Annotated in this window: 16 protein-coding genes; 2 read left to right on the top strand and 14 right to left on the bottom strand. The window is 69.5% G+C overall.

What is annotated here, in order from left to right:
- Positions 1–41 precede the first annotated feature (41 nt).
- Positions 42–425, top strand: a complete 384-nt coding sequence (locus AC1Q87_RS20015) for a DUF3597 family protein (RefSeq protein ID WP_492610592.1) — start codon at positions 42–44, stop codon at positions 423–425.
- Here AC1Q87_RS20015 and AC1Q87_RS20010 read toward each other — a convergent pair whose 3' ends face one another.
- From AC1Q87_RS20010 to AC1Q87_RS19945, 14 genes are all read right to left on the bottom strand, one after another.
- Positions 426–611, bottom strand: a complete 186-nt coding sequence (locus AC1Q87_RS20010; RefSeq protein WP_492610591.1) for a hypothetical protein — start codon at positions 609–611, stop codon at positions 426–428.
- Between the two features lie 105 nt (positions 612–716).
- Positions 717–1,232 (bottom strand): A24 family peptidase, encoded by a 516-nt coding sequence (locus AC1Q87_RS20005; protein ID WP_492610590.1) that lies wholly within the window; start codon positions 1,230–1,232, stop codon positions 717–719.
- On the bottom strand, positions 1,219–2,097 hold the full coding sequence (locus tag AC1Q87_RS20000) for a tetratricopeptide repeat protein (RefSeq protein ID WP_492610589.1): 879 nt from the start codon (positions 2,095–2,097) through the stop codon (positions 1,219–1,221). Before AC1Q87_RS20000 ends, AC1Q87_RS20005 begins: the two co-directional genes overlap by 14 nt.
- A gap of 1 nt (position 2,098) precedes the next feature.
- Positions 2,099–2,938 (bottom strand): LytR C-terminal domain-containing protein, encoded by an 840-nt coding sequence (locus tag AC1Q87_RS19995; RefSeq protein WP_492610588.1) that lies wholly within the window; start codon positions 2,936–2,938, stop codon positions 2,099–2,101.
- Positions 2,939–2,956: 18 nt separating this feature from the next.
- Positions 2,957–3,904 (bottom strand): type II secretion system F family protein, encoded by a 948-nt coding sequence (locus tag AC1Q87_RS19990; protein ID WP_492610587.1) that lies wholly within the window; start codon positions 3,902–3,904, stop codon positions 2,957–2,959.
- A gap of 10 nt (positions 3,905–3,914) precedes the next feature.
- A complete protein-coding gene (locus AC1Q87_RS19985; RefSeq protein WP_492610586.1) occupies positions 3,915–4,898 on the bottom strand; it encodes a type II secretion system F family protein in 984 nt (327 codons plus the stop codon).
- On the bottom strand, positions 4,898–6,238 hold the full coding sequence (locus tag AC1Q87_RS19980) for a TadA family conjugal transfer-associated ATPase (RefSeq protein ID WP_492610585.1): 1,341 nt from the start codon (positions 6,236–6,238) through the stop codon (positions 4,898–4,900). The genes AC1Q87_RS19985 and AC1Q87_RS19980 overlap by 1 nt, the downstream gene beginning before the upstream one ends.
- Before the next feature lie 4 nt (positions 6,239–6,242).
- Positions 6,243–7,436 carry a CpaE/TadZ family protein gene (locus AC1Q87_RS19975; RefSeq protein WP_492610584.1) on the bottom strand — a complete coding sequence of 398 codons (1,194 nt, stop codon included), beginning with the start codon at positions 7,434–7,436 and terminating at the stop codon, positions 6,243–6,245.
- Positions 7,437–7,498: 62 nt separating this feature from the next.
- Complete coding sequence (locus AC1Q87_RS19970) at positions 7,499–7,786, bottom strand: hypothetical protein (RefSeq protein ID WP_492610583.1); 288 nt, start codon at positions 7,784–7,786, stop codon at positions 7,499–7,501.
- A 10-nt stretch (positions 7,787–7,796) separates the two neighbouring features.
- A complete protein-coding gene (locus AC1Q87_RS19965) occupies positions 7,797–9,248 on the bottom strand; it encodes a type II and III secretion system protein family protein (RefSeq protein ID WP_492610582.1) in 1,452 nt (483 codons plus the stop codon).
- Positions 9,249–9,293: 45 nt separating this feature from the next.
- Complete coding sequence (gene cpaB, locus AC1Q87_RS19960) at positions 9,294–10,136, bottom strand: Flp pilus assembly protein CpaB (protein ID WP_492610581.1); 843 nt, start codon at positions 10,134–10,136, stop codon at positions 9,294–9,296.
- Between the two features lie 127 nt (positions 10,137–10,263).
- Positions 10,264–10,443, bottom strand: coding sequence for a Flp family type IVb pilin (locus AC1Q87_RS19955; protein ID WP_492610580.1), 180 nt, complete (start codon positions 10,441–10,443; stop codon positions 10,264–10,266).
- 388 nt (positions 10,444–10,831) lie between these two features.
- Positions 10,832–11,806, bottom strand: a complete 975-nt coding sequence (locus tag AC1Q87_RS19950; protein WP_492610579.1) for an ABC transporter permease — start codon at positions 11,804–11,806, stop codon at positions 10,832–10,834.
- Complete coding sequence (locus AC1Q87_RS19945; protein ID WP_492610578.1) at positions 11,803–12,759, bottom strand: ABC transporter ATP-binding protein; 957 nt, start codon at positions 12,757–12,759, stop codon at positions 11,803–11,805. The genes AC1Q87_RS19950 and AC1Q87_RS19945 overlap by 4 nt, the downstream gene beginning before the upstream one ends.
- A gap of 96 nt (positions 12,760–12,855) precedes the next feature.
- On the opposite strand from AC1Q87_RS19945, the gene AC1Q87_RS19940 reads away from it, so the two are divergent.
- Positions 12,856–13,044, top strand: coding sequence for a hypothetical protein (locus AC1Q87_RS19940; RefSeq protein WP_492610577.1), 189 nt, complete (start codon positions 12,856–12,858; stop codon positions 13,042–13,044).
- Positions 13,045–13,053: the final 9 nt, after the last annotated feature.

Here is a 13,053-nt window from a genome sequence, read left to right as displayed (position 1 = left end):
GCCGAGCTTTAATAGGGGGCGATCCAACAGGGAGACGGCGCATGGGCATTTTCAGCTCGATCATGGACAAGGTTTTTCACCGCAAGAAACCCGAGGCCGCTCCGGCCGCCCCTGCCCCGGCTCCGGCCGCAGCGCCCGCCGCTGCGGCCCCGCCTCCCCCGCCTGAGCCGGTCAATGTCGAGGCCGTGCTCGTGCAGATCGCCGAACTCAAGGGCGGCGGCGGCAACTGGCGCACCTCGATCGTCGACCTGCTGAAGCTGCTCGACCTCGACTCCAGCCTCGACGCCCGCAAGGAGCTGGCGAGCGAGCTTGGCGTCAACGCCGGCCCGCACGGCAGCGCCGAGCAGAACATCGCCCTGCAAAAGGCGGTCTGGGACGCCCTGGCCAAGAACGGCGGCGTCGTTCCCGCCAGCCTGCGCGACTGATCATATCGGCGGAGGCGGCAACGGGGCCCAGAGCTCCGGGGCCGCCTCGCGCCAGGATTGTCCCAGCGGCTGCCAGTGGCCTTCCAGCCAGTCGGACCAGAACACCACCATCGGCAGACGGCCCTCATCCAGGGCCAGTATCTCGCGCCCGTCTCGCGGCGCGCTCTCCATCGATCGCCAGACCATCTGAACCTCGTGTTTGACCGAGGCGCTTCCACTCCAGCGCAGCGACGTCGAGGCCGCCGGCTCTCCTATAATTCTCCAGTCGATGAATAGTTCTCGGCGCAGCCGCTAGATGCGGTTCAGCACATCCATCGGCAGGGCGCCGGTCAGCGCGCCCCAGATCGCGATCAGGCCGCCCACCGCGATCGCGACGCCGTAGGGAATGCCGCGGCCATAGTCGCCTCGCCCCTTCAGCGTGAACATCACCAATGCCCGACGCGGCCGCGTGGCCAGGGTGACGACGGCCATCGCCCCGCCGGCCAGCACGGTCGCCAGCGCGAAGAGGTGCAGATAACCGAGCCCCGTGAACAGGGCGACGGCCGCGAACAGCTTCACGTCGCCGGCGCCCATCACCCGCAGCAGATAGAGCGCGAACCCAACCGCGAAGCCGATCCCCGCGGCCGCCAGCCCGGTGCCCAGGCTCGCGCCCCGGTCGGCCAGCGCCCATAGCGCGAATAGCGCCACCACGGCGGCCACCGCGGCGTTGGGAATGCGCCGGGCGACGATGTCGCTGATCGCCACGCAGATCAGGATGCCCGACAGCAGCGCCGCCAGGACCATGTGCGCGCTGTCAGCGGACCACATTCGGGTTCGGTCCGCTCTGCGCCGCCAGCGCCCGCACCACCTTCAGGTTCTCCGAGGCGCGCCCGTAGTATTCGCTCTTCACCTCCAGCGCCTGGCCCAGCAGGGCTTCGGCCTTGGCATAGTCCCCTCGCATCCCGGCCGCGAACCCGGCGTTGTTGAGCATGGCCGCCTGATCGTCCGGCGCGCCGCCGGCCAGCGCGCGCTCGTAGTCGCCGCGCATCGCCAGCGCCAGGCGCAGGTTGGTCCGCGCCTCGGTCAGCGACGGCCGCTTGCCGAGCGCGGCCACGAAATCGGCCACAGCCTCGTCGCGGCGGTGCTGCAACAGCCGTGAATAGCCCCGATTGTTGAGCACCAGGGCGTCGCCGTCCGACGCGCTCATCGCCTCGGCGTAGGCGCTATCGGCCTTGGTCCATTGGGTGCGGTTGTCGTACTCGCGGCCCAGCGCGTTCCAGGCGCGCCAGGCGTTCGGATCGGCTTCCACCGCCCGCTGCAGCACGGCCACCGCCTCGTCGGACCGCCCCTGCAGCGACAGGGTGATCCCCTGCCCCTGCAACGCCCTCGCCCGCGTCGCCACATCGGCCTCGGCGGCGCTGTAGCTGGCGAGCGCCGCGTTCAGCCGGCCGCGGCGGAGGTTGAGATCGCCGCCCAGAACCTGAAGCCGCGCGTCGCGGGCTCCGGCGACCTGCGCGCTGTCGAGCATTCGTCCGGCGTCGACCAGGCGCTGCTCGTCCAGGGCCCGCTGGATCTCGGCCACGGCGGCGTCGCTGACCTGGGGCGCGGCCTTGGCGTCGCGTCCGAAGATGCCGGCTTGCGCCGGTGTCGCCATGACGGCGGCGGCGAATAGGAGGATCGCGATCGTCCGCACTTCAATCTCCTTTCAGGGCTTGGTCGCTGCGCGCATTCCACGACCAGTTGGCCGCGTCGGCGCCGATCGCCAGCCGGATGCCCTGGCAGTCATCTTGGCACCGGACCAGGCTGGCCGGTCCCGGCAGCGTGCGTTGCAGGGCCTGGGCGACCAGGGCGTTGCGGTCGCCATAGGTGATGGTCGTGACGGTCTGCCGGGGGCCGGCCGCAGCGACCTCGTCCACCGACCAGCCGAGCCGGCGCAGCGCCGACCGCGCACTCGCCGCGCCGCCGGCCCGCCCGGAGGCGTCGGCCAGCTCCACGGGACGTCCCACCTGCCCGGGGGCCAGCAGCGCGACCTGGGTCGGCGCGACCATCGCCAGCCGCACCACCGCCGGACGCGGCGCCAGAACGGGCTCGACGCGTGCGGCCCGCGGCGGTTCGGCGTGCGCCAGCGCATAGCTTGGCGGCGCCGCCAGCCGGGTCTGCAGGCTGGCCGAATAGGCGATGTTGCGGGCGAGCACCGGCGAGCCGGGGTCCAGCCGCTCGGCCTGCTCGTAGTAGCGGGCGCTCAGATCGAAGCGACCCAGCTTGTCGTAGACCACGGCGAACGCGTTCAGCACCCGCACATCGTCCGGCTTGGCCGCCCTCGCGCCCTGCAACAGGTCGAGGGCGGTGGCGTAGTCGCGCCGCTCGATCGCCGCGGCGGCGCTGGTGTAGTAGCCGTCCTCCCGCGAGAAGCGCTGGACCTCGCTGGTCTGCACCGACTTGAAGTCCACCCAGGCGACGGCGCGGGGAAACAGGGCGCAGCCGGCCAGCCCGGGAACCAGGGCCAGGACCGCGAAGGTTCGGAGCGTGATCATCGGCGTCCTCATCTCGCTTTAGTCCGCGCCCAGGGCCGGCATCAGCGTGCGCACCACGTCGATCGCCGGCGGCAGCAGCAGCGCCACGATGATCACCGGCATGAAGCAGGCGACGATCGGCATGGTCATCAGCACCGGGATGCGCATGGCCTTCTCCTCGGCCTTCATGAACCGGGTCTCGCGCATCTCGGCCGAATAGGTCCGCAGGCTCTGGCCGATGCTGACGCCCAGCAGGTCGGTCTGGATCAGCAGCGCCACGAACGAGCGGATGCTGTCGACATTGAGCCGCTCGGCCAAAGCGCGCAGGGCCTCCGAACGCCCGCGCCCGGCGCTCAGCTCGTCCGACAGGCGGCCGAATTCCTCGGAGATGCGCGGATGCGACTCCTTCACCTCGGCGGCGACCCGCACGAAGGCGGCCTCCAGGCCAAGGCCGGCCTCGACGCAGACCACCATCAGGTCGAGAGCGTCGGGAAACTCATGCTCGAGTTGCTCGCGGCGCGCATTGGCGCGGTTGTCGAGCACGGCCTTCGGCGCGATCAGCCCCAGGCCGCAGATCACCAGCGGAAAGATGAAGGCCCCGAGACCGGTCAGCGGCCGCCCGGCCGCGGCCAGCCCGCCGATCAGCAGGATCGGCGCGCCGATCGCCAGCGTGAACCGCGCGATCACGTACCAGATCGGCGCCGAAGGCTGGTCGAAGCCCGCCAGCGACAGGTCCTTGCGCAGCTTCTGGGTGTCCTTGGCCTGACCACCGGCGGTCGCCGACTGCACCCAGAGCAGGAACGGGTTGCGGACCTTCTCATCGCGCAGCACCGAGCCTTCGGCCAGCTGCGGTCCGCTGACCTCGTCGCGCCCCAGTCGCCGGCGCACGGTCAGCTGGGACACGAGCGCGCGCTGGGCCATGTTGACCACCGCGAACACCGCCAGGAAGGTGAAACCTTGGATCGCCAGATCGAACCACTGGGCCATCGTCGTCGCCTCAGTATTTGAAGTTGATGATGCGATGCACCATCGCCCAGCCGATCAGGTAGATGACCGCCGTCAGCAGCACGACAGGCCAGAAGATCGGGTCGGAAAACTTTTCGGAATAGACCGTCGGCCGGAACACCAGCTGCACGCCGATCAGCAGCACGGGCAGCACGCTGAGCAGCACCGCCGAGGCTCGCCCCTCGCTCGCCAGCGCCCGCACCCGCTTGCCCAGCGAGTGACGCCCGCGCATCACCGAGGCCAGGCCCTCGAGGATTTCGGCCAGGTTGCCGCCGGTCTCGGACTGGATGGCGACGCTCACGGCGAAGAAGTGGCTGGCCGGCGAGCCGGTGCGGCGCGCGAAATTGGCCAGCGCCTCCTTGAAATCCACCCCGTAGGTCGTCTCGTCGACGATCAGCCCGAACTCCGACCCGACCGGATCGCCCATCTCGTCGGAAGCCAGCTGGACGGCCGAGATCACCGGGTGCCCGGCGCGCACCGCCCGGTTGACGACATCGAGCGCCGAGGGCAGCTGCTCCTCGATCTTCTTGATCCGCGCCGCGCGCAGGCGCCGGACCCATAGCGACACGGCCAGCACGGCCAGCACGCAGGCGCCCGCCATCGAGATCGCGCCGCTGACCAGCACGCTTGGACCGGCGCCCGAGCTCGCCACGCTCAGGCCCACAAGCCACAGCGCCGCGGCGATCCCGGCGGTGATCGCCGCCAGCCGCGCCGGCGACATCAACAGCCCCGCCTGGCGAAGGTAGCGTTCGGTCCAGTCGTAGAATTCCGCGATCCGGCCTGCGCTGCGCGCGCCCGGCGGCTTGCGGACCAGCGCGCTGAAGATCTCCTCCCGGCTCATGCCGGATTCCAACATCGTCAGCCGGCGGTTGACCCGCTTGTTGCGGTCGCCGGCCGAGAACACCACCCGCGCGATCGCCTGCACCAGCACGACGACGGCGACGAACGCCAGGACGTAAATGATCGGATTGGTCACTAGACCGACCTCCTCCCCGCCGAGAACTCGATGGACGGCAACTCGACCCCGCGCGCGATCAGCACGTCGATGAAGCGCGGGCGAACCCCGGTGGTCTCGAACTCGCCGGCGACTCCGCCCGCGGCGCCGCGGCCCTGCCGGCGGAAGCGGAAGATCTCCTGTAGCGAGATGACGTCCTCCTCCATGCCGACCACCTCGCTGATCGACACCACCCGGCGGCGGCCGTCGTCCATGCGCTCGGCCTGGATCACGACATTGATGGCCGAGGCGATCTGCTGACGGATCGAGCGCGGCGAGATCTCCAGCCCGGCCATGCCGATCATCTGCTCGACGCGCGACAGCGCATCGCGCGGGCTGTTGGCGTGGACCGTTGTCATCGACCCGTCGTGGCCGGTGTTCATCGCCTGCAGCATGTCGAAGGCCTCGCCGGCGCGCACTTCGCCGACGATGATGCGGTCTGGCCGCATCCGCAGAGCGTTGCGGACCAGTTCGCGCTGGGTGATCTCGCCCCTGCCCTCGATGTTGGCCGGGCGGGTCTCCAGGCGACCGACGTGCGGCTGCTGCAACTGCAGTTCGGCCGAGTCCTCGATGGTGACGATCCGTTCGTCGTGGGCGATGAACGCCGACAGCGCGTTGAGCAGCGTGGTCTTGCCCGAGCCGGTGCCGCCGGAGATCAGCACGTTGCGGTGCGACTGGACGACCGACCGCAGCAGCGCGGCCATGTCGCCCGAGACGCTGCCCAGCTCGATCAGCCGGTCGATGTGGATCGGGCTCTTGGCGAACTTGCGGATCGACACCAGCGGCCCGTCGACCGCCAGCGGCGGGATGATCGCATTGACCCGGCTGCCGTCAGCCAGGCGGGCGTCCACCATCGGCTGGGATTCATCGACCCGCCGACCGACCGCGGCGACGATCTTGTTGATGATCCGCACCAGGTGGCGCGTGTCCTGGAACCGCACGTCGGTCGGTTCCAGCCGCCCGAAGCGCTCCACATAGACCGTGCTGTGGGTGTTGATCAGGATGTCGCTGACGGTCTCGTCCTTCAGCAACGGCTCCAGCGGGCCCAACCCGAGCAATTCGTCCAGCACGTCTTCGATCAGCTGGTCGGTCTGGCTCAGATTGAGGATGCGCTTCTCGTCGGCGAGCAGGGAACTGACCGCGCCGCGGATCTCCAGGCGCAGGCTCTCGCGCGGCGTCTTGTCGAGCAGGCTGAGATTGAGCAGCTCCAGCAGCCGCTGGTGGATCCGGACCTTGAGCGCGGTCGCGCCTTCGATCGGAGTCGGCTGCTGGGCCCCGATGGCGGTGGCGGCTTCGGTCGCGGCGGCAGGTTTCCAGAGCATCCGATCACCCTCTCAGCCAGCCGCCCGCGACGGGCGGCGCCAAAGCGGCCAGCTTGCCGGCCAGCTCGCCGACGGCCTTTTCCAGCTTGGTGCCCTTGCGCACCGAGGACAGTTCCACGCCCTCGTTGATCGCCGCGGTCATCGTCTTGCCGTCGTCGGGGATGACCACGTCGAACTCGCGCCCGATCGCGCGCTCGGCGGCCTTCACCGACACCAGCGCGGTCTGGTCGGCGGTCAGACCGTTGCAGACCAGGGTCAAGGGCCGCCCTTCCAACCCCTGGGCGCTCAGCACCCGCAGCTGGCGCTTGACCAGCTGGACGTGCGGCACGCTCATCTGGGTGACCAGCACGATACGGTCGGCCTGGTGCAGCACCTGGTTGGTCCACGCGGTCCACACCGACGGCAGGTCGACCATCACCAGTCCGAAGTCGCGGCGCAGCCCGCTCAGCAACGCCTCGACGTGCTCGGGGCTCAGCATCTCCAGGGCGACGATCTCACGCGGCGCGGCCAGGACCCGGACGCCCGAGCGGTGCCGAGCCAAAGCGGTGGCGAACGGCGTCTCCGCCAGGTTCGCGCCCGAACTCATGCAGTCGGCCAGGGTGATCGCTTCAGGCAGGTCGAGATAGAGCGCGGCCGCTCCGAACTGCAGATCCAGGTCCGCCAGGCACACCTCGACCGAGCCGCGCGCGGCGACGGCCGCGGCCGTCTGCACGGCCAGCGCGCTTGCCCCGACCCCGCCCCCGGCCTTCAGGAAGGCGACGACCTCGCCCTTGGGCCGGCGCTGGGACGCGGACGTCTCGCGCGGCGCCAGCAGGCGCTCCAGGCTGAGCGCCAGCGCCGGCTCGCTGATCGGATGAGGCAGGACGTCGGCGGCCCCGGCCCGCACCAGCCGCCGGGTCGTGGTCACGTCGGCGTCGTGCAGCGCGATCACCACGCTGGTCTGCGGCGCGCTCGCCGACAGCCGGCGCATCCCGGCTTCGACCGCCTCCATGGAGCCGCCTTCCAGGCTGACCACGAACACGTCCAGGCCGGCGGGCGGCTCGGGCCAGCCGCCAGGCAGCGGCTCGAACACCACATGCGGGAATTGCGCGGCGATCGATGCGAAGCGCTCGGGTCCGCCGATCGCGCCGTCGGCCACCCCGACGCGCCGTCCGCGGACCTCTGTCGCTACGTCGGCGCCCGCACCGAAACCTCGCAAGATCTTTGGCATATCAACCATCTGGCTCAGACCTGTCCTTCGCCCCCGCCCTGCGGCGTGGGCTACTTGGCCTCCATGCCGACCGATGCGCCGGTGCTGATCGACGACGCGGTAGCGACCGGCTCGATGACCTTGCCGGTGCGATAGCGCTCCTGCGCGGACGCAACCCGCGATCCGTTCGATCCTGGCGCCGGATCGCCGGTGTAAACGGCGCCCGGGTTGGCGATCTGGGCCACCGCGGCGGCGCGGATCGCATAGCCGAAGTCGCCGCTCAGGTGGGGTTGGGTCTGGACGCAGCCGGCCAGTCCGGCGGCGAGGACGACGAGAACGAAGGTCTGACATGCGCGCATCGGGGCGCTCCTAGTAAAGGACATGGCCATGCGGTCCCTCGATCCCGCCGCGGGCCGGATCGGCGCTCATCAGGGCGCGGTCTTCAGGCCGCATCCACGGCCCCGCCGCCTGCGAGGCGCCGAACAGGAAGAGCTCGAAGTCGGAGGGCGGGACGAAGGTGTCGCCGGGCGCGGCGATGCGGCCCTTGCGGGGCGTGACCAGGTGGGGCGTCACGACGATGACCAGCTCGGTCTCCTCGCGCTTGTAGCCGTTCGACCGGAACAGCGCGCCCAGCACCGGCATGTCGCCGACGAACGGGAACTGCCGCAGCTGGTTCTCGTAGTCTTCCTTGAGCAGGCCCGCGACCATGAAGGACTCGCCGTCGCGCAGTTCGACCGTGGTCTTGGCGCGGCGCACCTTGATGCCGGGGACCTTGATCAGGCCCAGCTCGACCGAGACCGTCGGGTCGATACTGGACACCTCCGGATTGACCACCAGGTTGATCAGCCCGTCCTTGAGCAGGGTTGGGGTGAAGGCCAGCGACACGCCGAACTGCTTGAACTCGACCGTGATGCTGGGGGCGATGTCGCCGGCGGCCGATTGCGCGACCGGGATCGGAAACTCGCCCCCGGCCAGGAAGCTGGCCGTGTCGCCCGACATCGCCACCAGGTTGGGCTCGGCCAGGGTTTTGGTCAGGCCGCGGGTCTCCAGGGCGTCGAGCAGAATCTCGAGATTGCCATTGTAGAGCGCGGCGACGGCGCCGAAGCTGTCGATCAACCTGCCGCCGTTCTTGACGATGGTGTCGCCGGTGAACACCGCCATGAACGGATCGTCGCCCGAGCGGCTGGCGCCGCTGGGCGGGCCGTCGGCCGGGTCCCAGTCGCTGCGGTTGACGTTGACCTTCAGGCCCTTGGCCGTGGCGCGGTTCATTTCGACGAAGCGCACCGACAGCATGATCTGCTGGGTGCCCTCGACGCCCAGCATGTTGACCACCTTGGTCGGGGCGTAGGTCTCGGCCAGGGCCACCACCTGGCCCAGCGCCGCCGGACTGCTCACCGTGCCTGACAGCACCACCGACTGGTTGGCCGGCCGGACGGCGATGTCACGCTCGTCTGGCAACAGCTCGTGCAGCCGCCGCTTGAGGCCATCGATGTCGGCCGACACCACGATGTTAGCGGCCGAGATCAGCCGCTTGCCGGGGCCGTAGACGGTCAGGCCCGTGGCCCCCGCCTTCTTGCCCACCACATAGATCGACCGGTTGCTGAGCGGCAGCACGTCGGCGATCTCCGGATTGGCGACCATGACGTCGACATAGGTTCCGGGCAGCTCGATCACCTGCGACTTGCCGGCCGGCACCTCGACCTCGACGGCGCCCGCCGGGTCGAAGGCGCTCTGCGCCCACGCCGTCGGCGCGATCGCCAGAGCCATGCTCGCGGCCATCAGCGCCGCAGCCAGTCCTCTTGCATTGGTTCTCATCTTCATCCCCCCTCACGCCGCCCCTGCGGCTGGGAATTCCGAAACCGGCCCTCAGAAGGCCCTGACCGAATATCCGGCCGTCTCGACCCCGCGCGTCACGCGCACCTCGGTCATGCCGGCGTCGCTCCTGCGGACTGCGGCCCGCTTGACCGGCGCGGCCTTGCGCACGCCCGGTCCGGCCAGGTCGCCGACGCTGGTCACCTTCTTGGTCAGCGCCGCGATGTCCGCCGACTGGCGCAGCGACAGGCTCACCTCGCCGACCGATTGGCCGAGCGAGATCGTCTGCGCCTGGTCGGGGGTGACCTCGACGGTCACCGCCTTGGCCACCTGCGGCTTGTCCGCGTCCTGATCGCTCATCTGGTCGACCCCCAGCACCAGGCTGTTTTCGGCCAGCACCTGGGTGATCGAGGTCTCGTTCTCGCCCTTGCCGACCGTGCGGGTCAGCAGGACGTCGACATGGTCGCCGGGCAGGACGAAGCCGCCCACCCCGGTGACGTCGCTCGAGCGCACGCTCACCGCGCGCATTCCGGGCGTCAGCGCACCCGACAGATTGGTCTTGCCTTCGCTGCCGCTCAGCTTCGCGGCCAGCACCGGCTCGTTGGCGATCATCGAGCGGACGGCCGTGCGCTTGGGCGCATCCTTGCCAATCAGCAGCTCCGCCGACTTGAAGGATCCGGCCGGCACCGCATTGCTCGGGTAATTGACGGTCTTGAGCATGGCCGGCTTCAGCTCGACCCCGCGCTCGATCGGGACCATCGCCACCACCACCGGTGTCATCGCCGCCATCTGGGCGGCCGCCGGCTTCTGGGAGGTCATCACTCCCCGCACCAGCAGGACTGCGATCAGGCCAAGCAGGATGGCCAGCGCGAATGAAGCGAGCGTACGCAAAGACATAGGCGGCCTTCCGTAGATAGCTGCTCTATCCGAAGTGCGGGCTCAGCGAGCGCCGCGACAGTGTCTTGGGAGGATGCGTGCGCCGCCCCTGTCACGAGGAGGCGGCGCACACGCTTGGCCGCTAGATTTACGGGGTGAAGTCGGTCGCTTCGATCACGTCGCCGGCGTTGCCGAGCGCGGTCGCGATGGAGCCGCCGAAGGCGACGGCGGCGCCAGCGATGGCGCTGCCGATGATCGCCAGGATCAGAACATACTCGGCAGCCGAGGCGCCGGACTCGTCTTTGAGGAACGCAACAAACTTGGACATGTGTAGCCTCCCACTCATTGGACGACAGGCCGCGCCACCATGGCTGCGGCAGGGATCGGTGAAGTTTGGGGACCCCCTGCGCTTCCACCTGTGGAAAACTAATCCACAGCCTTAACCAACTGTAAACCTAAATACATGGTTAACAGGCGCGATTTTTAAGAACTCATTACTTTATTCGTGCGGGAAACGTACAACCCTCGATCCGCTTTCTAATGTTATTGAATGTTAAGATTTGAGAGTTTGGCCAGTGACTAACGCCGCGACGGTCTGCCTTTTCCCCACTGGCGTGCAACGGCTCCCGGGCGGCGCGCCCTGGCGCGCGAACACCTCAACTCAGCGATGTTTTTGAGAACCGCTTCCGGCTCAACCTAGAGAGAGGTCTGTAAATTCAGTAATCGCGCGCAAGCGTCTTCGATCGACCCGAAAAAAGTGAGCGAAGACGGATCGGAGACACGCCTCTACGCAGCACTTCACTGGCGCACCACCCCGCCAACACCGTCGCCACCAGCAGCTCGGCGAGCGCCACGACCTCCACGACGGGTCCCGCTGGACGCACCAGCAGCATGAACGGCGTGAACGGCGGCACGAACGTCAGCCACGCCGTCTTCTCCCCCGCGCCCGCCGCGGCCGCCATCGTCGTGAAGAACGCCACCAGCAGCACCGCGAACATCGGCCGCGCCAGGTTCTGGGCGTCGGCGCTGTCGCGCGCCATCACCCCGGCGGCGACGGTCAGGAAACCGTAGAACCCGAACGCCAGCAGATAGATCACCGCGGCCCGCGCCAGGAGCAGCGGATCGGCGAACGCCGCCATCGCCGCCGTCGCCTGCCCCGGATGCAACAGCGCCGCAGCGGCCGGCGCGGACAGCCAGACGCCGATCACCAGGACCGACACCGCCCCGACCCCGAGCACCTTGCCCAGCACCACGTCGAGCGGCCGCGCCGCCGACATCAGGATCTCCAGCGCGCGATTGGCCCGCTCGCGGACCACCGCCTGCAGCAGCATCCCCAGCGAGCCGACCAGCGTCACCCACAGCAGCATCACCAGCGCAAAGCGCGAGAAGTCGGCGGCCTCGCGCCGCGGCTCCGGCGCAGCGGCCGAGACCGCATGCCCCTCGCCGCGCAGGATCTCGAGCACCTGCGCGCGCGCCGCCGGCGACAGCGGGAAGTTGTCGCTGAACCTGGCCTCCCAGCCGCCGGCCTTGGCCGTGACCACCAACTGCTCCTGAACCGGCGACGGCGTCCGCGCCGCCAGCAGCGCCCCGCCGGTCAGCAGCGGGCCGATGGCCAGCGCCACCCAGAAACTCGCCGTCGTCACATAGGCTCGGAACTCGCGCCCGGCGATGAGCCAGATCGGATGGTTCATGCGACCTTCCGCTCCTCGCGCGGCCGGGCCTCGGAGGCCAGCCGCCAGAAGGCGCCTTCCAGGTCCGACTTGATCGGCTCGAATGCGAAGATCGGCACGGCCTGGTCGGCCAGGGCGCGCATCAGCGCCGGGTGCGTCACCTCGGCCGGCAGGGTCACGCGCCAGCGCGCCGCCTCCCCCATCCGCGAGGCCATCGGCACGAGGCTTCCGCCCACCGCCGCAACCGCCCGCGCCAATCCGCCGTCGTCGGGCGTCACCACCACGGCCCCGTGCGGCGAAGCCGCGGCGGCCTCGGCGACCGCACCTTCGAACACCGTGCGGCCGCCGGCCAGGATCACCACCCGGTCGCACAGGCTTTCGGCCGCGTTCATGGCGTGGGTCGAGAACAGGATCGCCCCGCCGCCGGCCCGGAACTCCGAGAACAGCGAGTGCACCTCGCTTTGGGCGATGGGATCGAGTCCCGAGAACGGCTCGTCAAGGATCAGCAGGTCCGGCCCGTGCGCCAGCGCGCAGAGCAGCTGCACCCGCTGGGCGTTGCCCTTCGACAGCTCGCCGACCCGTGCCCGCCGGCGGTCGGCCAGGCCGATGCGCTCCAGCAACCGATCGGCGGCGTGGAAGGCGGCCGCCTTCTCCAGCCCCTTCAGCCGCGCATGAAAGGCGATGACGTCGCGCGCCCGCTCGCGGGGAAACAGACCGCGTTCCTCGGGCAGGAAGCCGACCCGCCGACGCGCGGCGCGGTCGGCCGGTCCGCCGAACATCTGGATCCGGCCCGCGTCGGGCTCGAGCAGCCCCAGGATGCAGCGAAGCGTGGTGCTTTTGCCGGCCCCGTTGACGCCGATGAAGCCGGTGATGCTGCCGGCCGCCAGCCGCATGGAGACGTCGACGACCCCCCCCCCGCCCGCGAAACGCTTGGCGAGCGCATCGACGCTCAAGGCGGCGGCCCCAGTCTGCATGAGACGCAGGCTCGCCCGTCGCGATTAATCTTTTGCTAACGCTGCTGACTGCGGCCATGCTCGCGCGACGACTACAGCGTCCTTGGAGGGTCGAAGGTGTCCCGTTTCAAGCGACTGGCGCCGTACTTCCTCGTCGGCCCGATCAGCGGGCCGCTGCTGGCCGGCGTGGTGATCAATTTCCGCGAAGGCAGGCCTGTGCTCGGATCGCTCTACGCGATCGCCCTGGTCCAATACACGCTGCTGCTGCCCAGCCTCACCGCCAAGCTCGGCCTCAACCTGGTCTGAACCGATCAG

The organism is Phenylobacterium sp. GW823-FHT02A09, from assembly GCF_058797775.1.
Note: the sequence above shows the minus strand (reverse complement) of the source record. Positions and strands in the feature narration are given on the sequence as shown.

Excerpts from the sequence above, each read along its gene's own strand:
- AC1Q87_RS19965 (WP_492610582.1), bottom strand. The coding sequence starts at position 9,248 with ATGAAGATGAGAACCAATGCAAGAGGACTGGCTGCGGCGCTGATGGCC.
- AC1Q87_RS19980 (WP_492610585.1), bottom strand. The coding sequence starts at position 6,238 with ATGCTCTGGAAACCTGCCGCCGCGACCGAAGCCGCCACCGCCATCGGG.
- AC1Q87_RS19995 (WP_492610588.1), bottom strand. The coding sequence starts at position 2,938 with ATGATCACGCTCCGAACCTTCGCGGTCCTGGCCCTGGTTCCCGGGCTG.
- AC1Q87_RS20015 (WP_492610592.1), top strand. The coding sequence starts at position 42 with ATGGGCATTTTCAGCTCGATCATGGACAAGGTTTTTCACCGCAAGAAA.
- AC1Q87_RS20005 (WP_492610590.1), bottom strand. The coding sequence starts at position 1,232 with ATGTGGTCCGCTGACAGCGCGCACATGGTCCTGGCGGCGCTGCTGTCG.
- AC1Q87_RS19945 (WP_492610578.1), bottom strand. The coding sequence starts at position 12,759 with ATGCAGACTGGGGCCGCCGCCTTGAGCGTCGATGCGCTCGCCAAGCGT.
- AC1Q87_RS19950 (WP_492610579.1), bottom strand. The coding sequence starts at position 11,806 with ATGAACCATCCGATCTGGCTCATCGCCGGGCGCGAGTTCCGAGCCTAT.
- AC1Q87_RS20010 (WP_492610591.1), bottom strand. The coding sequence starts at position 611 with ATGGTCTGGCGATCGATGGAGAGCGCGCCGCGAGACGGGCGCGAGATA.
- AC1Q87_RS19970 (WP_492610583.1), bottom strand. The coding sequence starts at position 7,786 with ATGCGCGCATGTCAGACCTTCGTTCTCGTCGTCCTCGCCGCCGGACTG.
- cpaB (WP_492610581.1), bottom strand. The coding sequence starts at position 10,136 with ATGTCTTTGCGTACGCTCGCTTCATTCGCGCTGGCCATCCTGCTTGGC.
- AC1Q87_RS19955 (WP_492610580.1), bottom strand. The coding sequence starts at position 10,443 with ATGTCCAAGTTTGTTGCGTTCCTCAAAGACGAGTCCGGCGCCTCGGCT.
- AC1Q87_RS19990 (WP_492610587.1), bottom strand. The coding sequence starts at position 3,904 with ATGGCCCAGTGGTTCGATCTGGCGATCCAAGGTTTCACCTTCCTGGCG.